This is a genomic window from Paraburkholderia dipogonis (assembly GCF_046027395.1).
GTDB classification, from domain to species: domain Bacteria; phylum Pseudomonadota; class Gammaproteobacteria; order Burkholderiales; family Burkholderiaceae; genus Paraburkholderia; species Paraburkholderia dipogonis_A.
The window spans coordinates 113139-132091 of record NZ_JAQQEG010000007.1 but is presented as its reverse complement, the minus strand read 5'-3'; the positions used below and the strand labels follow the sequence as shown (position 1 = coordinate 132091).

General features: G+C 62.3%; 21 protein-coding genes and 1 pseudogene. 17 read left to right on the top strand and 5 right to left on the bottom strand.

Annotated elements, in window-relative coordinates:
- Window positions 1–51: 51 nt before the first annotated feature.
- From PQR32_RS42265 to PQR32_RS09490, 3 genes and pseudogenes are all read left to right on the top strand, one after another.
- Window positions 52–138 (top strand): annotated as a pseudogene (locus tag PQR32_RS42265) (DUF6429 family protein); the annotation flags it as partial.
- 5 nt (window positions 139–143) lie between these two features.
- Window positions 144–674 carry a helix-turn-helix domain-containing protein gene (locus PQR32_RS09495; RefSeq protein WP_408225156.1) on the top strand — a complete coding sequence of 177 codons (531 nt, stop codon included), beginning with the start codon at window positions 144–146 and terminating at the stop codon, window positions 672–674.
- Window positions 671–1087, top strand: coding sequence for a VOC family protein (locus tag PQR32_RS09490; protein WP_408224920.1), 417 nt, complete (start codon window positions 671–673; stop codon window positions 1085–1087). Before PQR32_RS09495 ends, PQR32_RS09490 begins: the two co-directional genes overlap by 4 nt.
- Window positions 1088–1132: 45 nt before the next feature.
- Here the strand turns inward: PQR32_RS09490 and PQR32_RS09485 are convergent, their stop codons facing one another.
- Window positions 1133–1450, bottom strand: a complete 318-nt coding sequence (locus PQR32_RS09485; RefSeq protein ID WP_408224917.1) for a LysR family transcriptional regulator — start codon at window positions 1448–1450, stop codon at window positions 1133–1135.
- Window positions 1451–1607: 157 nt separating this feature from the next.
- The gene (locus PQR32_RS09480; protein ID WP_408224914.1) at window positions 1608–2696 is read right to left on the bottom strand and encodes an alkene reductase; all 1089 of its coding nucleotides are present in this window, start codon (window positions 2694–2696) and stop codon (window positions 1608–1610) included.
- 104 nt (window positions 2697–2800) lie between these two features.
- On the opposite strand from PQR32_RS09480, the gene PQR32_RS09475 reads away from it, so the two are divergent.
- Both PQR32_RS09475 and PQR32_RS09470 read left to right on the top strand, forming a co-directional pair.
- Entirely contained in the window at window positions 2801–3712 is a 912-nt protein-coding gene (locus PQR32_RS09475; protein ID WP_408224911.1) for a LysR family transcriptional regulator, read from the top strand.
- A gap of 277 nt (window positions 3713–3989) precedes the next feature.
- Window positions 3990–4418 carry a DUF1214 domain-containing protein gene (locus tag PQR32_RS09470; protein WP_408224908.1) on the top strand — a complete coding sequence of 143 codons (429 nt, stop codon included), beginning with the start codon at window positions 3990–3992 and terminating at the stop codon, window positions 4416–4418.
- 239 nt (window positions 4419–4657) lie between these two features.
- Here PQR32_RS09470 and PQR32_RS09465 read toward each other — a convergent pair whose 3' ends face one another.
- Window positions 4658–5497, bottom strand: a complete 840-nt coding sequence (locus PQR32_RS09465) for a reverse transcriptase domain-containing protein (protein WP_408224905.1) — start codon at window positions 5495–5497, stop codon at window positions 4658–4660.
- On the opposite strand from PQR32_RS09465, the gene PQR32_RS09460 reads away from it, so the two are divergent.
- From PQR32_RS09460 to groL, 3 genes are all read left to right on the top strand, one after another.
- A complete protein-coding gene (locus tag PQR32_RS09460) occupies window positions 5472–5798 on the top strand; it encodes a hypothetical protein (RefSeq protein ID WP_408224902.1) in 327 nt (108 codons plus the stop codon). The two genes, PQR32_RS09465 and PQR32_RS09460, sit on opposite strands and share 26 nt — an antisense overlap.
- Window positions 5799–6179: 381 nt before the next feature.
- Window positions 6180–6470, top strand: a complete 291-nt coding sequence (gene groES / locus PQR32_RS09455) for a co-chaperone GroES (protein ID WP_007178996.1) — start codon at window positions 6180–6182, stop codon at window positions 6468–6470.
- A 55-nt stretch (window positions 6471–6525) separates the two neighbouring features.
- Window positions 6526–8166 (top strand): chaperonin GroEL, encoded by a 1641-nt coding sequence (gene groL, locus PQR32_RS09450; protein ID WP_408224899.1) that lies wholly within the window; start codon window positions 6526–6528, stop codon window positions 8164–8166.
- A gap of 191 nt (window positions 8167–8357) precedes the next feature.
- Here the strand turns inward: groL and PQR32_RS09445 are convergent, their stop codons facing one another.
- Window positions 8358–9218 carry a hydroxymethylpyrimidine/phosphomethylpyrimidine kinase gene (locus tag PQR32_RS09445; RefSeq protein WP_408224896.1) on the bottom strand — a complete coding sequence of 287 codons (861 nt, stop codon included), beginning with the start codon at window positions 9216–9218 and terminating at the stop codon, window positions 8358–8360.
- Window positions 9219–9508: 290 nt separating this feature from the next.
- Between PQR32_RS09445 and PQR32_RS09440 the strand changes: the two genes are divergently transcribed.
- The 8 genes from PQR32_RS09440 to PQR32_RS09405 all read left to right on the top strand — a co-directional run bounded on the left by PQR32_RS09440 (window position 9509) and on the right by PQR32_RS09405 (window position 16671).
- Entirely contained in the window at window positions 9509–9679 is a 171-nt protein-coding gene (locus PQR32_RS09440; protein ID WP_006047743.1) for a rubredoxin, read from the top strand.
- 268 nt (window positions 9680–9947) lie between these two features.
- The gene (locus tag PQR32_RS09435) at window positions 9948–11360 is read left to right on the top strand and encodes a FimL-related protein (RefSeq protein ID WP_408224893.1); all 1413 of its coding nucleotides are present in this window, start codon (window positions 9948–9950) and stop codon (window positions 11358–11360) included.
- Between the two features lie 252 nt (window positions 11361–11612).
- Window positions 11613–12191: a YqgE/AlgH family protein gene (locus tag PQR32_RS09430; protein WP_007178990.1), complete on the top strand. Its 579-nt coding sequence runs from the start codon at window positions 11613–11615 to the stop codon at window positions 12189–12191.
- A complete protein-coding gene (ruvX, locus tag PQR32_RS09425) occupies window positions 12188–12628 on the top strand; it encodes a Holliday junction resolvase RuvX (protein ID WP_408224890.1) in 441 nt (146 codons plus the stop codon). Before PQR32_RS09430 ends, ruvX begins: the two co-directional genes overlap by 4 nt.
- A complete protein-coding gene (pyrR, locus tag PQR32_RS09420) occupies window positions 12615–13169 on the top strand; it encodes a bifunctional pyr operon transcriptional regulator/uracil phosphoribosyltransferase PyrR (protein ID WP_408224887.1) in 555 nt (184 codons plus the stop codon). The genes ruvX and pyrR overlap by 14 nt, the downstream gene beginning before the upstream one ends.
- Window positions 13170–13366: 197 nt before the next feature.
- The gene (locus PQR32_RS09415; RefSeq protein WP_408224884.1) at window positions 13367–14392 is read left to right on the top strand and encodes an aspartate carbamoyltransferase catalytic subunit; all 1026 of its coding nucleotides are present in this window, start codon (window positions 13367–13369) and stop codon (window positions 14390–14392) included.
- 103 nt (window positions 14393–14495) lie between these two features.
- Window positions 14496–15776, top strand: a complete 1281-nt coding sequence (locus PQR32_RS09410; RefSeq protein ID WP_408224881.1) for a dihydroorotase — start codon at window positions 14496–14498, stop codon at window positions 15774–15776.
- 49 nt (window positions 15777–15825) lie between these two features.
- On the top strand, window positions 15826–16671 hold the full coding sequence (locus PQR32_RS09405; protein ID WP_408224878.1) for a lysophospholipid acyltransferase family protein: 846 nt from the start codon (window positions 15826–15828) through the stop codon (window positions 16669–16671).
- Between the two features lie 48 nt (window positions 16672–16719).
- On the opposite strand, the gene PQR32_RS09400 is transcribed toward PQR32_RS09405, so the two are convergent.
- On the bottom strand, window positions 16720–17598 hold the full coding sequence (locus PQR32_RS09400) for a symmetrical bis(5'-nucleosyl)-tetraphosphatase (RefSeq protein ID WP_408224875.1): 879 nt from the start codon (window positions 17596–17598) through the stop codon (window positions 16720–16722).
- 192 nt (window positions 17599–17790) lie between these two features.
- Between PQR32_RS09400 and PQR32_RS09395 the strand changes: the two genes are divergently transcribed.
- Complete coding sequence (locus PQR32_RS09395; protein ID WP_408224872.1) at window positions 17791–18702, top strand: GDP-mannose 4,6-dehydratase; 912 nt, start codon at window positions 17791–17793, stop codon at window positions 18700–18702.
- The last annotated feature ends 251 nt before the right edge of the window (window positions 18703–18953 follow it).

The following is an 18953-nucleotide window of genomic DNA, read 5'->3' as shown; positions in this document are numbered from 1 at the left end:
TCAGCCTCGAACGGTTTTGTGTGCGGTCCGGAACGCTGCGGCTGGAACACCATGAACATCAATACCCATGCAATTGATGAAGTCGCCCTGGCTCTTCTCGACCTGACCCTGCACGACCGATACCGCGCATGGAAGGGCTGATCATGGTCGCATTCAATCAACTGCCTGCGCCGTCTCCGGCGCCGGCCGACGCCGATCCGTTGCAGGATCCGGCCCTGCTGCGTCGCCTGCTACGCGCCAAAGACCGCATGGATGCCGCCTCGCACGAGGCGTGGCCCGTCGAGCGCCTGGCTGCGGTCAGTGGCGTCTCCGAGGCCCATTTCGCTCGCTCGTTCAAGCGGGCTTTCGGCATCCCGCCGCATCGCTATCTGCTGACACGGCGCATCGAGCAGGCCAATACCCTGTTGCGCGACACTGCGCTCAGCGTCACGGAAATAGCCTTCGCCACTGGCTGGGAGAGCCTGGGTACCTTTGGCCGCATCTTCCGGGATATCACCGGTCTAAGCCCCAGTGCGATGCGCCGGGAGGCGCAGGCCGCCACGCAGCAGCTCAACCGCGTACCCGCCTGCGTTCTGAAGGCCGCGCAGCGTCCCGATCTCATCATCGCAGTTTTGGAGAAGCGCCGCCGCGCGGCCAAAGGTACATTCCGGCCATTAACCAAGGAGGTGTCATGAACCAAGGTATTAGTGTGGTGGGCTTGTACGTCGACGATCAGGACGAAGCGCTCGCGTTCTACGTCGACAAACTCGGATTCCGTGTCCACACGGACGTGGTCAACGGTTCCTACCGCTGGCTCACAGTCCAGCATCCGGACCAGCCCTCGTTCCAGCTCGGACTGTTCAAACCCGGTCCGCCCATCCACGACGATGCCACCGCACTAACCCTGCGCGCGATGGTCGCGAAGGGGGCCATGCCGCCTCTCGTCCTCCTGGTGTCCGATTGCCGCGCCAGCTACGCCCGGCTAAAGGCGAGTGGCGTGGAATTCACCCAGCAGCCGGTCGATCGCTTCGGCAGCGTCGACGCCGGTTTCCGCGACCCCGCCGGCAACGGTTGGAAGATGATTCAGGAGCCGCGAAGCACGACGTGAATAGTCACTCAAACGTCGTTACGGCTCGGATAGCGGTCTTTCACCTCACTGGTCGACTGCACTGGTTTCCCATTGACCGGTTGGAGTGATATCGCGCTCCGCCTCGATATTTTCGAGGGCTTTTTGCGCCGCCAGTACGGCGTTGTAGACGGCGAGGCAGCGTGTGTATAGCTGCTCGCCCGCGGGCGTGACATCCACGCGGCGGCTCGTTCTCGTGAGAAGTGATGCCCCAAGCTCCTGTTCCAGGTCGATGACGGCACGGCTCAACGTCGACTTGCTTACGCGGACTTCCTTCGCGGCTGCGCTGAAGCTTCTGTGCGTCACTACGCAGGCGAAGTACACAAGGTGGTTTGCCTTGATCATGGTCGAGTGACTGCCTGTCTGTCGTGTCATGGTATGTCGGTTTAGTGCTGACTCCGGTCTCATGCACCGCGGGCGATCAGGACCGCCGGCGCGAGCCGCATCGTGCCAATGATGCGAAGCAGGCTCGCGCCCGGTGTTATTGGTTACGCGCGATCCCTTAGCGTTCCACGGCTTCGGCCAGCGCGGGATAGTCGATATAGCCGTGCCCGTCGCCGCCGAAGAAGGCATTGGGGTTCGCAGCGTTCATCGGTGCGCCGATCTTCAGGCGTGCGACGAAATCCGGGTTGGCCAGCACCATCTGGCCATAGGCTTCCAGCTCGGCGAGTCCCGAGGCCACATCGGCTCCAAGCTCGTCACGGGAGCGGCCCGGCCGGTTCAGGATCAATGTGCCCGTCCAGAGCTTGCGAATGTCAGCCACCAGCGGCTCGTTGCCCTGATGCGTGATGTGCAGGTACGCCAGACCGAGCTTGGCGAGTTCAACCACCAGATAGTGGTAGAGCGCCGGTCCTTCGGCGCCTTCCTCGATGCCCCATCGCGTCATGCCGGGTGACAGGCGAATGGCCGTCCTGTCAGCTCCGATTTCGTCGGCGATAGCAGTGACCACCTCGATGGCAAAGCGGGTGCGGTTTTGGGTCGAGCCGCCATATTCGTCGGTGCGGGCATTGGCGCTTGGCGCGAGGAACTGATGGACCAGGTAGGCGTTCGCACCGTGGACCTCGACACCGTCGGCGCCGGCCTCGATCGCGCGGCGTGCCGCGAAGCGGAAGTCGGCTACGGTCTGGCGCACCTCCTCGGTCGTCAGCGCACGCGGTACCGGAATATCCTGCATCCCATTGGCCGTGAACATCGGCGTAGCGGGCGCGATGGCCGAAGGCGCGACGCCCTGGCGATGATGCGGCGTGTTGTCCGGGTGCGACATGCGCCCTGCGTGCATGAGCTGGATGAAAAGACGGCCACCGCGATCACGCACGGCAGAGGTGATCCTCTTCCAACCGGCGACATGCGCGTCGGAATAGATGCCCGGCGTGGCGAGATAACCCTGCCCATCGTCCGAGGGCTGGGTTCCTTCGGTCACGATCAGGCCGACGCTTGCGCGCTGCGCATAGTACTCGGCGGCCAACTCTCCCGGCGTGCCGTCAAACCCGGCGCGGCTGCGAGTCATCGGTGCCATGACCAGGCGGTTCTTCAGTTCGAGCCTGCCGAGGCGAACGGGCGCAAGCAGTCGTTCAAGTGCGTTCGTAGTCACGATCAACTTCCTTTTCAAAGACGTGAGCGCTACTTTACAAACCAGGAGATTGTTGAAAAAGTGGGTAAATCGGATAACTTTATCTACGTGGATAGATAATCGACATGGACCAGTTGCTTGCCATCCGCGTGTTCGCGCGTGTCGTTGAAGCGGGCGCATTCACGCGTGCCGCCGACTCGTTCGACATGCCGCTCGCCACAGTGAGCAAACTCGTGCGTTCACTGGAGCAGCATCTCGGCGTCAAACTGCTCCAGCGAACGACGCGACGCGTCACCGTCACGGCCGAGGGGGCCGCGTATTACGAGCGCACCTCGCGCGTGTTGAAGGAGCTCGAGGACATCGACTCGGGTTTCGCCAGCGCCCATCAGCGTCCGCGCGGACGGCTGCGCATCGACATCGGCTCGGCGAACGCAAGCGGCGTGTTGATCCCCGCACTGCCCGACTTTATTGCGCGATATCCCGACATACGTGTCGACCTCGGCGTGAGCGACCGGCAGATCGATCTCATTGGCGAGAACGTAGATTGTGTCGTCCGCGGCGGCAGCGCGGACGAGCCCTCGCTAGTCGCCCGTCCGCTTGGCCGTGCATCATGGGTGACATGCGCGACGCCCGATTATCTGAAGCAGCACGGCAGGCCGACGCATCCCGACCAGCTGAAAATCGGCCATCGCATCGTGAGCTACGTTTCGGCGCGGACGGGACGTGTGTTGCCGATGCGTTTTCAGAAGGGCAGCGAGCGAGTTGAAATCGGCGGCTTACAAGGCATGGGGGTCAACGAGAGCAACGCCCATGTCGCGGCTGGGCTGGCCGGCCTCGGCGTGATTCAAACCTTCTCGTTTGCTGCGAGAGACGCGATCGCGCGTGGCGAGCTTCTGCCTGTTCTGTCGGCGTGGCAACCGGATCCATACCCCTTCTTCCTCGTGTATTCGCCAGACAGGCACATGAGCCAGCGGTTGCGCGTCTTTATCGAATGGGCGACGGAGCGCTTTGCACACAAGTTCGATCGGACAACGTAGCCGTCGTCGCGTACCCGGCGATCCTGGTATGGGCTGAGTGAACTTCTCTGCTGATCGGCCGGTATGAAACTCACTGACAATAGTCTTATATGCCCATAATATTTTCTTCAAGATCCTAACGCTTGATCCGACATGACTGCGTCCCGGCTAGCAATCAATCCTGGTGTATGTAACAACACCGCTCTGCGTAAAGCCGCGCGGCGCTTGACCCGCTTCTATGATGCCTGCATGGTGGAAACCGGTTTGCGGGCCACGCAGTACACGATCTTGAGTCTCCTTGCCAGCCGCGGGCCGACGACAATGGCCGCGCTTGCCGACGTGTTGTCGATGGATCGGGCAACGATGGGGCACGGCCAAAGACAACGATGGCAGATGGCTGGATGGTGGCAAGCAATACATCCTCCACGTGCCAGCAAACGTTCCGGCCAAGGAGTTCTGGGCGGTCACTGTCTACGATAATCTGACGCGCTCGATGATCGTTACCGATACGATGAAGGCGGGTGTGTCGAGTAAAGACAAGTTGCAGATGGAAGCTGACGGATCGGTGGATATTTATTTCGGGCCGCAGGCGCCGGCGGCCGTACGCAGCAACTGGGTGAAGACGTTGCCAGGGCAAGGCTGGTTTGCTTATTTCCGCTGGTATGGTCCAACCCAGCCGTTTTTCGATAAGACGTGGGCTTTACCTGACATTGAGGAAAGCCATTAGCTGGCGAATATCTAGCTTACCGAAGGGCCGTTCCCCGCTTGCTATCGGTCGCTTACGACGGCACGGAGTACGACCGCTCAGGGTCGAACTGAGCCCTTGCCCGGAAATCTCCGAAGAACCCTTTTTCCGGTTCTCCTATGATGTCGTGAGCCAGTCGTTCTGATCGTTCGTCGAGCCACCCTGCCCTTGGCCAAGGGGAGCAGGACCCAAGCGTCATGATGGGTACGTTCCAGCTGGAGTCACGAGATATCCTGAATATCCAGTTCGAGTTCTTTTGTGGCGCGCCGGATCCGAAAGGCGAAATTCGCCTTCACTGCTGCATCTGACATCCCCGGGACGCTGTAACCAAAGTAGCGCTCCAGTATTCGGCGCATCTCCGCGACAGATGCGGTGTCGAAGTTTGGTATGTATCCCGTGGCCGTCGGATTCTTGCGATGGCTTTCGAAATACGTCCACACAAAAGAGCGCACCGGCGTCCGCGGCCTGATCCGGAAGCGATTTAGCATCTTTGCAACCGTGTGATCGAGCTTGCGTAACTGCTCCAGGCTGGACTCGTCAATCTGCGAGAAATAGAAGACCCATCCCTTGCGGGTTTCCTCGAAAATGCAACCGGTAATGCGCAGATTAATTCGCCACAGGAGGGAGTTTTTCGCGAAATCCAGCAGCTTGCGACGCTCCCCCTTTGAGTGATGCTTACGCCGGATCTCCTCGCAGCGATACTTGTATCTCGTAAAGATGTCCGCGAGCGATCGCTCGAGTCGTTGAACGGATTGCTCCTTGACACGCGCCTTGCCGCCCCGAAAAAGATAGCCGAGAAAAGCAAACTCATTTGTCACAAGACCGAACGTGGATTTGGACCCATCGGTTCCTACCGGATGAACCGATAATCGGAAATCGCTTTCCAGCGTGCTTCGCAGTTCCTCGAAAAGTGGCGCGGGAGGTTCTGAAGTCAGGAGAAACACGTCATCGACGTAACGGAAATACGCTACGTTTGCTTTGGACGCCACGACGGTGTCGAACGGGTGCAGAAAAATCTCCGCCAGCAGGTTCGAAATGGCCAGACCTTGCGGAACACCCACAGCAGCCGCTGCTTTTGACTTATCGGCGGCGGATAACCTATTCCATCTGTCTGAACTTGCAGCAATAGCGAGTTTGCACGGCTTGGCGGGGAAGAGTGATGCCAGTGAATCGTTCGAAGCCGTTATGGAGGAGGTCGTGAAGGTCGCGGGCTTGTACAGCGACTACCTTTACGCCGTCGTTATCGCGTTGCTCGGTGATGAATTGATCGAGCAACTGAATCCAGAGCGAATTTGCGAGGAAAGCGACAGGGTGGCGGCCGCAGGCCGCATCATGTTTTTCGAACTTCCCGAGAATGAATGACAAATGTGATTGATTGTTGGGGTTTACCCCTGACCGCAAGTCAATCGCTGCGTTCTTGTGGCGCGACGTCGGAAAAAACCACTAGGTGTCGTAGCGGCGTTCGCAAGCCTGCAGCGCGACGGTCGGATTATAAGTCATTGTTTTTTATGGAAAATGAATTCTCGTGGCGGTGTTGGGCGCATGTCGCGGGTTCAGACTTAAGCGAACAAAGTTCAAAGTTAAGTGAATCTCGACACCAACGGCAGCATCCCTTCTTGAATTTGTCACCACCCGTCCATATAATTAGCACTCGCTGCACGAGAGTGCTAACAACATCGCCGGTTGGCTCAGCCAGCCGGGTTTTCTCAGCGTTCTTCAGTCTCAATCAAGAGAGGAGTATGTATGAACCTTCGTCCTTTGCATGATCGCGTGATCGTCAAACGTCTGGATCAAGAAACCAAGACCGCGTCGGGCATCGTGATCCCCGAAGCCGCAGCAGAAAAGCCGGATCAAGGCGAAATTCTGGCAGTCGGCCCGGGCAAGCGTGACGACAAGGGCGCTCAAATCGCGCTCGACGTGAAGGTTGGTGACCGCGTCCTGTTCGGCAAGTACGCAGGCCAGACCGTTAAGGTCGACGGCAACGAACTGCTCGTGATGCGCGAAGAAGACATCATGGCCGTGGTGCAGAAGTAAGCGGCAAGTCGCTACTTTTCCCGGTCATATCTTAAAGAATTCAAGGAGTTAGAAGATGGCAGCTAAAGACGTCGTATTCGGTGATTCCGCCCGTGCCAAGATGGTTGAAGGCGTGAACATCCTCGCGAACGCTGTGAAGGTCACGCTGGGCCCGAAGGGTCGCAACGTTGTCCTGGAACGCAGCTTCGGCGGCCCGACGGTCACGAAGGACGGTGTGTCGGTCGCGAAAGAGATCGAACTGAAAGACAAGCTCCAGAACATGGGCGCGCAAATGGTCAAGGAAGTTGCTTCCAAGACCAGCGACAACGCAGGTGACGGCACCACGACCGCAACGGTCCTGGCTCAGTCGATCGTCCGCGAAGGCATGAAGTACGTTGCATCGGGCATGAACCCGATGGACCTGAAGCGCGGTATCGACAAGGCTGTGACGGCCGCAATCGAAGAACTGCGCAAGATCAGCAAGCCGTGCACGACCAACAAGGAAATCGCACAAGTCGGCGCGATTTCGGCAAACAGCGATTCGTCGATCGGCGATCGTATCGCTGAAGCCATGGACAAGGTCGGCAAGGAAGGCGTCATCACCGTTGAAGACGGCAAGTCGCTGCAAGACGAACTGGACGTGGTCGAAGGTATGCAATTCGACCGCGGCTACCTGTCGCCGTACTTCATCAACAACCCGGACAAGCAAGTTGCCGTGCTCGATAACCCGTTCGTGCTGCTGCACGACAAGAAGGTGTCGAACATCCGCGATCTGCTGCCGGTACTGGAACAAGTCGCCAAGGCTGGCCGTCCGCTGTTGATCATTGCAGAAGACGTCGAAGGCGAAGCGCTGGCTACGCTGGTGGTGAACAACATCCGCGGCATCCTGAAGACTGTTGCTGTCAAGGCTCCGGGCTTCGGCGATCGTCGTAAGGCCATGCTGGAAGACATCGCGATCCTGACCGGCGGTCAAGTCATCGCTGAAGAAACCGGTCTGACGCTCGAAAAGGCAACGCTGGCTGAACTGGGTCAAGCGAAGCGCATCGAAGTGGGCAAGGAAAACACGACGATCATCGACGGCGCTGGCGAAGGTGCGAACATCGAAGCACGTGTGAAGCAGGTTCGCACGCAAATCGAAGAAGCTACGTCGGACTACGACCGTGAAAAGCTGCAAGAGCGCGTTGCCAAACTGGCAGGCGGTGTTGCGGTGATCAAGGTCGGCGCTGCGACCGAAGTCGAAATGAAGGAAAAGAAGGCACGTGTCGAAGACGCATTGCACGCAACGCGCGCAGCTGTGGAAGAAGGCATCGTGGCTGGCGGCGGCGTCGCGCTGATCCGTGCACGCACGGCAATCGCCGGCCTGAAGGGCGCCAACGCCGATCAGGACGCAGGTATCAAGATCGTGCTGCGCGCGATGGAAGAGCCGCTGCGCCAGATCGTCACGAACGGTGGCGAAGAAGCCAGCGTCGTGGTGGCAGCTGTTGCTGCTGGCCAAGGCAACTACGGCTACAACGCAGCAACCGGCGAGTACGTCGACCTGGTTGACGCAGGTGTCGTGGATCCGACGAAGGTGACGCGCACGGCGCTGCAGAACGCAGCTTCGGTTGCCGGTCTGCTGCTGACGACCGACGCAGCTGTCTGCGAACTGCCGAAGGAAGATGCTCCGATGGGCGGCGGTATGCCCGGCGGCATGGGCGGCATGGGCATGGACATGTAATTTCAGTTGGGCCTCGTTACGAGGTCCAGTTGGAAGCACATGGGGGAGTGCGCCGCGAGGCGTGCTTCCCAAAAGAAAAAACCCGCAGAAATGCGGGTTTTTTTATGGGCGCTTGATGTAGCTTGGAGCGCCTGGAACAGAACAAGGTGTCCCGCCCATGCGTTCGCAAGGCCGGGACGCCTCACACAGAACTAGTGCCGTGCTTCGCCCGGCGCCGCATCCTTTCCGGCCGCCGGCGGCGTTTCGTCGTCGCTGCTGCGCGCCCAGAAGAACCGATCCGGCATATACGCACCCATGCCCGGCCGGAACGCATTGCGCAGGGCCTGGTACAAATACTCCTGCGCCTCGCGCACCGCTTCAGCGGGCTCCTGGCCATTGGCCAGCAGCGCGGCGATCGCCGAGCCCAGCGTATCCGTCAGGCCCATGATCCGATGGCTGCCGCGGTCCCACATGTCCTGACGCAACTGGCCGTCTTCGCTGAAGAGCGTATTGACGTGCCGGTGCGTGCCGGTTTCCGTCGACAGAATGTATTCGCAGCCTTGCGACAGCAGATGCGAGATGGCGGCGTCGAGGCTCGGCGCTTCGGCGTCGCCGTCCGGCTGGGCGAGCGCGAGCAGCGTGGCCGTATCGGCGACCAGCAAGGTGGTTTGCGGCGCGAGCAGATCGGCGATCGCTTCGCGCAGTTCGTCGGCGGACAGCACGTGCTCGTCGTCGAGCGTGAAATCGGGGGCAAGAATCAGCGGAATGTCGTCGTAATCGGCGACGACTTCGGCAATTGCGCTCACCACTTCCGCACGGGTGCAGGCGCCGACCTTGAACGCGGCGATCGGCATGTCTTCGAGCAGCATCCGAGCTTGAGTCGCGACCACTTCAGGGTCGAGCCCGGTGACTTCGTCGCAGCTCGCCGAGTCGCGCACGGTGTAGCCCGTCAGCACGGAGACGCCATGGCAGCCCATGCTGGCAAGGGTCATCAGGTCGGCTTGCAGGCCGGAGCCGCCGGTGGGATCGGAAAGGCCGAAGGTGAGGACGATCGGAGGCGTGTCGCTGGGCATGAAGATTGACAGAAAGGAGCTAAATTTAGGCGCAGAGAGTGCGCAATCGACTCAATTATGCGGCCTAAACCGTCGCGGGGGCGTTTTTTCGCATCTCGCGATGCATCGCAGCAAGCCAGCTGCGGCCGGCGCGCGGCATGGCGCCGCAACCACCGTGCCGGCCGACGCAAACTGCATAGCCAAAGGCCGTCGCACGCTACGATTGCGCGTTTCTGATTGCTAGGCATTGGGGCGGCAACACGGTACCATCATGGCTCCCGTTTCCACGGACTCTACGACGCGACACAAGAATGGAATATCAAAGCTGGATGTGCCTGATTTGCGGCTGGATTTACGACGAAGAAGCCGGTTTGCCGGACGAAGGCATTGCGCCGGGCACCCGCTGGGAAGACGTCCCGATTAACTGGACCTGCCCGGAGTGCGGCGCGCGTAAGGAAGACTTCGAGATGGTCCAGATCTGAAGTCCGGGAGCAGCCGGCATGCCGGCTGCGGGCCGTGCCGCAAGCCCGCGGCGCGGCATTGGCATGGTGTTTCGCAGCCGGCGTGACGCGCCGGATCGACCGCACCCGGTGCGCTCTGAAGTTTGCCCCAACGCGTCGACACGGAACGTCCTCGGCCGCACCGTGTCGCAACGTTAGTCTGTCATTGTCCTGTCGCCGGTTCGCGCGTTAGCTGATCAGTCTGCGTGCGGCGCGAGGCGACGGCCCGTCAGCTTCGTGTCGCCTGCCCATGACTCTTCGATCCGCTGCACCCGTTTCCTTCGACGCCTTGCCGAATCCGCGCGGCGGCGCTGTCCGTCCCGCCGAGCTGGCGCTGGCTGAGGCGCTGCTGGCATTCGAACAGCACAGCGAGAGCACGTCGGCGTTGCTGCGGGCGTCACACGCATTGCGCGGAGCCGGCTGGCTGAGCGCGCAGCGCTTCGCTGACGCGCTGGTGCGGCTGTCGCCGCTCGCGGAGGGCGACCCGGCCGACGCGGTCAACGCGCGGCCCGTGTTCGGCGCGGCCTTGCGCGACTTCCGCGCCGCGCTCGAACGTCACAATCTGCGCGAGCTGTCCTGCTCGCCCGTGCTGTTCAATCACTATCGGGCGCTTTGCACGCATCTGTCGGAGCACACACCCGGTTCTACTGTCGCGTTCGAAGATCTCGCGTTGACCGCGCGGCCGGTGCCGCCGGTCTCGCTGCACGCGCAGTCCGCCGATCAACTGGCTCATTTGCGGGCACGCTACGAGCGCGCGCTGCTGCCGGTGCTGCGCTCGCAGGCCGATACCGGCAGCGCGGCGGCGCTGGCTGTCACCAACGCGGCCCTCGACGAACTGGACGCCGTTTTCAGCGAGCTCGCCGGCCCGGACCCCTACGATTTCTGGCGCCTCGCCAAGGCCTGTGCCAAGGCATTGCGGGTCAGCGGCCGCGCCACGGGTGAAACCGACGCGCGGCGCTTCTACGCCCGTTGCAACCTCGCGCTGGCCGATCATGCGCGCGGCATCGAACTTGCGCCGCGCTCGCTCGTGCGCGCGACGCTTGCGCTGCTGTGGCGCGACTACGCGTTGTTCGGCGCCGCCGCGGAAGACGCCGACCAGGTGGAAGTGCTGCACGACTACGGCTTGACCGTCGACTGGCACGTCGCGGGCACCCAGGCATCCGAAATGCTTTGGGAGGCGGGCGCGGTGCAGGCCCAGGCGATCAGCGCCACTCGTGGCGCACTGACGCGCGAGTTGGGCGTGCTGGCGGTCAACGCCAACGCGTACGAAGATTTCCTGCAAACAGCGGATGCCTCGATTTCCGCATTGACCGAGCATGCCCGCGCGGCCGACCAGCCGGAGAAAGCCGATCCCAGTGAAGCACTGCAAGCGGGCGATGCCGCTTACCGGCTCGGCTCCGCCGCGTGCGCGCTGGGCCTCGGCCATGTCGCGCTGCTGGCTGATGCGCTGGGGCTTGCGTGGCGCCGTCGCGCGCATGCCGGCGTATCGACGCCCGCGGTACGCGCACATGTGATCGTCGGCGCACCGGCGGCGAGCACGCTCGAGCAGGCCGCCGAGGCCTTGCGTGCCACGCTGCACAAGGTTGCAGCAGGCGTCGCGCCGCCCGGCGGCAATACCGCGCTGGCCGCCCTGACGCGCTCGATCGAGCAGGGCGGCGCGTGAGCGATAGGCGTGGCAGCTTCGGCCCGCCGGGCCATCTGCCGGCCGGCCGCAACGGGCCGCGATGACACAAGCCGGCGGCACGCAACACGCGTGCCGCGAAGCCTCGCGAACCTGCACCGTGGCGAGCGCCCGCGTGCGTGATAGAGTGCAACTTGAATCGCCGTCGATGGCTCGCGGCACGCTTCATGGCACACATCGCGGTTCCACGCTCAAAGCCCGCCATCCTGCATCGTCTTTGCTAAAATCCGAACTATGTCCAAGAGTACCGATCGCATCAATCTGACCAACCAGTTCCTGATCGCCATGCCGAACATGGCGGATCCGACGTTTTCAGGAACGGTGGTCTACCTTTGCGATCACAGTGAGCGCGGTGCGCTCGGCCTCGTGATCAACCGGCCGACCGATATCGACCTGCAAGCGCTCTTCAGTCGCATCGACCTCAAGCTCGAGATCGAACCCCTTCTCCATGTGCCTGTCTATTTCGGCGGCCCGGTGCAAACCGAGCGCGGCTTCGTGCTGCACGATCCGAAAGACGGCAACGCGTATACCTCGTCCATGTCGGTGCCGGGCGGTCTCGAGATGACTACGTCGAAAGACGTGCTCGAAGCCGTGGCGAGCGGCACGGGTCCCGAGCGTTTCCTGCTCACGCTCGGCCATGCCGGCTGGGGCGCGGGCCAGCTCGAAGAAGAGATTTCGAAGAATGGCTGGCTGACGGTCGAAGCCGACCCGAAAATCGTCTTCGACGTGCCCGCTGAAGAGCGTCTCGAAGCCGCATTGGCTCTGCTCGGCATCAACCTGTCCATGCTGTCGGGCGAGGCGGGCCACGCATGAGCCTGGCGGCCGGACGTGAGGCGACGCTGCTTGCGTTCGACTACGGTGAAAAACGCATCGGCGTCGCGGTCGGCAATTCGCTGACTCGCAGCGCGCGGCCCTTGGTGATCGTGCAAAACCGCAGCCGCGAATATCGCTTCGAGGCGGTCGGCAAACTGATCGCCGAGTGGAAGCCGAACGTGCTCGTGGTCGGCCTGCCATTGCATCCCGACGGCACGCCGCACGAAATGACCCAACTCGCGAAGCGCTTCGGCAATCAGCTGAACGGCCGCTTCAATCTGCCGGTCACGTGGATCGACGAACGCTATTCGTCGGTCGAGGCGAAGGCGGAAATCCGCGCCGGCAACGGCCGCGCCGACATGCTCGACGCCGAAGCCGCCAGCATCATCCTCCAGCAATATCTAGACGGACTTTCCGACGATCATGAGTTCCATTGACGCCGAAGCGCTTTATCGCGCGTTGCTCGATCAGATTCGCGCGGTGTACGGCGACCGGCTCGGCGCCGGGCAGGACGACGCCGAAGGCGCAGTACTGGCCGGCATCTACAGCGGCGGCGCGTGGCTTGCCGAACGGCTTGCGCATGACCTGAACCTGCCGAGCTTCGGCGTGGTGAACGTCGCGCTGCATCGCGACGACTACGCGAAAAAAGGCCTGCACTCACAGGCGAGCCCGACCTCGCTGCCGTTTTCGGTCGACGGCCGCCGTATCGTGCTGGTCGACGACGTGCTGTCCACCGGCCGCACGATTCGCGCGGCGCTAAACGAGTTGTACGACTATGGCCGGCCGGCATCGGTCGAACTGGCGGTGCTCGCCGATCGCGGCGGGCGCGAATTGCCGGTGGCGGCGCGCTTTGTCGGCAGCGTGGTGAATATTCCCGCCGACGCTACGCTCGTGCTGGCCCGCTCGGACAGTGGTGAAGCGGGCGGCGCATCCGGTCAGCCGCATTTCACTTTTCACACAGAAGCACGCGTCGATTGAACGCGGCGCGAGAGCGCGCCAAGTGCGCATCGAGCCCGTCGCATTCCGCGCATCGCATTGAGCCATCACACGCCACACAAAAGAAAATTTTCGAGCCGTTCGTCGCGGCTAAACGCGCGAAGTCCGGCTTGGCATCGTCACACGCAGTCAGCATCGACACCGATCACGTTGAAGCCCGTATTTGAAGCAGGTACACCATGAACACCGCCACCCAGGCTCCCAAGGATTCCGCCGATAGCGCCACCGAGCGCTTCCGCTATGGCTTCCTGAAGGGAAACCCGCAGCTCACGAAAAATGGCGAGCTGAAACATCTTTTGTCGATCGAGGGCTTGCCGAAGGCGATCGTCAATCACATTCTCGATACCGCCGATCAGTTCGTCAGCGTGACCGATCGCGAAGTGAAGAAGGTGCCGCTGTTGCGCGGCAAGTCGGTGTTCAACCTGTTCTTCGAGAACTCGACGCGCACCCGCACCACCTTCGAGATCGCTGCGACGCGCCTGTCGGCGGACGTGCTGAATCTGAACATCAACGCGTCGTCGACGAGCAAGGGCGAGTCGCTGCTCGACACGATCAACAACCTCTCGGCGATGCATGCCGACATGTTCGTCGTGCGTCATGCATCGAGCGGCGCACCGTATCTGATCGCCCAGCATTGCGCGCCACACGTGCACGTGATCAATGCCGGCGACGGCCGTCATGCACACCCCACGCAGGGGCTGCTCGACATGTACACGATTCGCCATTACAAGAAGGACTTCACGAAGCTGCGCGTGGCGATCGTCGGCGACATTCTGCATTCGCGGGTCGCGCGCTCGGACATTCATGCGCTGACCACGCTCGGCGTGCCGGAAGTGCGCGCGATCGGTCCGCGCACGCTGCTGCCGGGCGGGCTGGAACAGATGGGCGTGCGCGTGTTCCACAACCTCGACGAAGGCCTGAAGGACGTCGACGTGATCATCATGCTGCGTCTGCAGAACGAACGGATGAGCGGCGCATTGCTGCCGTCGGCGCAGGAGTACTTCAAGAGCTGGGGCTTGACGCCGGAGCGTCTCGCGCTCGCCGCGCCCGACGCGATCGTGATGCACCCGGGCCCGATGAATCGCGGCGTCGAAATCGATTCGCAAGTGGCCGATGGCCCGCGATCGGTGATTCTGAATCAGGTGACCTTCGGTATCGCGGTGCGCATGGCGGTGATGGGGATTGTCGCGGGCAATCACGATTGATCTCGCAGACGTCGAGCGCCGCGGCGCCACGTCACTCACGCACTACGAACCCGCGGCACACAACGCAGAACCTGGCTGAACTCAGCTGAACATAAGGCAGCGCATGAAGATTCATATTCAAGGCGGCACGCTGATCGATCCGGCAGCGGGCACCGAACAGCAGCAGGACATTTTTATCGAAGCGGGCAAGATCGTCGCCATCGGCAACGCGCCTGCGGATTTCCACCCGGAGAAGACGATCGACGCCAAAGGCCTCTGTGTCGCGCCAGGTCTGGTCGATCTGTCCGCGCGGTTGCGCGAGCCGGGCTACGAACACAAGGCGACGCTCGAATCCGAAATGGCCGCCGCGCTCGCGGGCGGCGTGACGAGCCTCGTCTGCCCGCCGGACACCGATCCGACGCTCGATGAACCGGGCCTCGTCGAGATGCTCAAGTTTCGCGCGCGCAATCTGAACCAGGTGCACGTGTATCCGCTCGGCGCGCTGACGGTCGGCCTCAAGGGGCAGGTCATCACCGAGATGGTCGAGTTGACCGAGGCGGGCTGCATCGGCTTTTCGCAGGCCGACGTGCCGGTGGTCGACACTCAGGTGCTGATGCGCGCGCTGCAATACGCGAAGACCTACGGCTATACCGTGTGGCTGCGTCCCGTGGACGCTTATCTCGGCAAGGGCGGCGTGGCCGCGAGCGGCGCGCTGGCTTCGCGGCTTGGGCTGTCGGGCGTGCCGGCGTCGGCGGAAACCATCGCACTGCACACCATCTTCGAACTGGTGCGCGTGACGGGAGCGCGGGTGCATCTGTCGCACGTGTCGTCGGCGGCGGGCATTGCGCTGATGCGCGCGGCGAAGGCCGAGGGTTTGCCGGTGTCGTGCGACGTCACCGTGAATCACGTGCATCTGATCGACGTCGACATCGGCTATTTCGACGCGCAGTTCCGGCTCGATCCGCCGCTGCGTCAACAGCGCGATCGCGAAGCGATCCGCGCGGGTCTGGTCGACGGCACGATCGATGCGATCTGCTCCGACCACACGCCCGTCGATGATGACGAAAAGCTGTTGCCGTTCGCCGAGGCCACGCCCGGTGCGACCGGGCTGGAGCTGTTCCTGTCGTTGACGGTAAAGTGGGCCGACGAGGCAGGCGTGCCGCTTGCCAAGGCGCTGAACCGCATCACCACGGCGCCGGCGGAAGTGCTCAAACTGGACGCGGCCGGCCGTATCGCTGTGGGCGGTGTGGCCGATCTCTGCGTGTTCGACCGCAATGCGTATTGGCGCGTCGAGCCGCGTGCGTTGAAGAGCCAGGGGCACAACACGCCGTTCCTCGGCTACGAATTGCCGGCGCGCGTGCATGCGACCATCGTGTCCGGGCACGTCGCATTCGAACAGCGCTGATATCCGCGGCGTTGCTACGCTCACTGGCCCAATCAGGAACGCTCCGACCATGAAGCTCGCGTTACGCAAGGCCCGTCTCGTCGTTCATCTGCTGCACGGCATGTGGATCGTGGCGACGCGCTTTCCCAAAGCCAGCGCCGATGTGCGTCACACGCTCAATCGCGAATGGTCGCTGAAGATGTTGCGCCTGTGCGGCATGCGGCTCGTCGTGCATAACGACAGCGCGCGGCTCGATCGCGGCGCACTGGTGGTCGCCAACCACATCTCGTGGATCGACATCTATGTGATCAACGCGTGGCGGCCCACACCGTTTGTCTCGAAGGCCGAGATCCGGCAGTGGCCGGTGGTCGGCTGGCTCGCGCAGCAACTGGACACGGTGTTCATTCAGCGCGAAAAGCGCAGCGACGCGAAGCGGATCATGCATGAGCTGTCCGATCGGCTGAGCGCGGGCGAGCTGATGTGTGTGTTTCCCGAGGGCACCACGTCCAATGGTCTCGCGCTGCTGCCGTTTCACGCGAACATGTTTCAGGCGGCCGTGTCGGCGTCGGCGGCGGTGCAGCCACTGTGCATCATGTATCAGGACGCGCAAGGCCGGCAATCCACCGCGCCTGCCTATATCGACGACCTGTCGCTCGCCGATTCGCTGAATCTGCTGCTGAGCGGCGGACCGCTCACCGCGCATATCTATATATGCGCACCGCTCGCGCCAGGCGCGGACCGGCGTACGCTGGTGGCAGAAGCGGAAGGCGTGATTGCGGCCGCATTGCGGGAGATGCAAAGCGGCACCGCGATGACCGGCGCGGTGATGGCGGAGCGGGCCGCCACATCCGGCGCCGTGGCAACGCTGATCGAAGAACCGGTCGATCAGGTCGACCGGTCAGGGCGTTCGGCCTGATAGTCGGCCTAACATCGGGCCTGGCATCAGGCTGGGTCGCGTGGCTAGCTAGTTGCCGCCGCCCGGCGCGCGGCAGTTCTCGCACTCGACCTGTGTCAGCGTGCGTTCCGAGGGGTTTTGCGCAAGACGCACGGCGGACAGTTGTTCGCCCCACACGCAGCCTGAGTCGAGTCCGATCAGGTTGTCACGCAAAATCAGGCCGAGCGCGGCCCAATGACCGAACACCACGGTCACATCGGCGGTCTTGCGCGACGGTACATCGAACCACGGCATGCAACCCGGCGGCGCCGCGTTCAGGCCGCCGCTGCTGCTGAAATCCATCACGCCTTCGGCGTTGCAGAAGCGGATGCGCGTCAACGCGCTGCACGTCAAACGCAGCCGTTCGATGCCCTTCAGTCCTGGTTTCCAGCGGCTCGGCTCGTTGCCATACAAACCGGCGAGCGTCTCCTTCCAGTTCGGCGCACGCAGGGCACGCTGCAATTCGTCGGCGAGTTCGAGCGTCAGATTCACATCCCACTGCGGCAGCACGCCCGCATGGACCATCAACATGCCGTTGTCGAAGTGCGCAATTGGACGGTGGCGGATCCATTCGAGCAGGTCGGCGGCATCGGGCGCGGAGAGAATCTCGTCGATCGTGTCGCCTTTTTTCGACTTGCGAATCCCCGCCGACACCGACAGCAGATGCAGATCGTGATTGCCCAGAACCGGCACCGCCTGCTCGCCGAGCGCGATGACGTCGCGCAACGTGGCAAGCGACTCGGTGCCGCGGTTGATCAGGTCGCCGGCGAACCATAGCGGCGTGCCGGCCGGCGGCGCGGCCTTGGCCAGCAGTTGCTGGAACGGCGTGCGGCAACCTTGCAGATCGCCGAAAGCGAGCGGGAGTAGGGGCGGATCGGAAAGAGCGGAAGACGTAGTGGCGGGTGTCATCAAGGAAATGGGTGCGGTTTGATACACGCTGTTACGCACGAGGCGTGCCGCGTTGGGCAATGCAACATATTAGCGTGACATAATAGCCCGTTTGAAGGGTTGATATCGCGACAGGCGCCGCTGGCAAGCGGCTTGGTGCAGGACCCCGCGATATTGCGACACAACAGGATGACTTTCATGAACGGAGAAAGCATGTCGTCTTTTCATGCAGAGCAACCTATCCGTACGCTCGTCACCGGGGCGAGCGGCTTCACCGGCCGCTATCTGGTCGATAACCTGCTCGGTCGCGGCCACACGGTGATCGAAACGGTCGCCGGGCGCAACGAGCCGGAAACGCCGACGCGCCTGAGGCTCGACATTACGTCGCCGGATGCCTGCCGGCGCGCGATCGAAATCGCGCGGCCCGACTACATTGTCCATCTGGCTGCCATCAGCTTCGTAGGCCATAACGATCCGCTCGACTTTTACCGCGTCAACGTGATCGGCACGCTGAATCTGCTGGAGGCGTGCGCCGCCGTCGGTCATACGCCCCGCAAACTGCTGATCGCAAGCAGCGCGAACGTCTACGGCAACGTGACGAGCGACGCCATCGACGAAAGCTTTCCGGTCACGCCGGTCAATCACTACGCGGCCAGCAAGGCGGCGATGGAAACCATGGTGCGGACCTGGTTCGACCGGTTGCCGATCCTGATCGTGCGGCCGTTCAACTATACCGGCCGCGGCCAGGCGTCCAACTTCCTCGTGCCGAAGATCGTCGAGCATTTCGCGCGCCGCGAACCGTCGATCGAACTCGGCAATATCGACGTCGCGCGTGATTTCTCCGACGTGCGCTACGTGGCGAGCGCCTACGAAGCGTTGCTCGACTCCGAGGCCGCCTCGGAAACAGTCAATGTCTGCACCGGCACGCCCTTTACGTTGCGCGAAATCCTCTCGGCGGCGAGCGATCTGACGGGGCATGAGCTCGAGATTCAGATCAATCCCGCCTTCGTGCGACAAACCGATGTGAAGATGCTGGCTGGTTCACCCGCCAAGCTGCGCACGCTCGTGCCGAAAGTCGAGGCAATTCCGTTCATGGATACGCTGCGATGGATGCTGGCGGCGTAATCGGCCGCACCGGCTCGGCGATCCGCCATCTTTTTGCGTTATGGTGACGCGCGACTTTCGTTCGCGTATAACCAATCATATTGCGCTGCACACTGACTGTTGGTTTGTTCAGACGTGTGCGGCGCTTTCCTCCCGTTTTCCCGGTATATCGTTACTGAATCAGGCCGCTGGCCGATCCAACGGCTCGGCACGCCATCATGCGCAAGGCCGTCTGATGCGATTTTCGTCTCGAAAGTGGCGGCCGAATTACC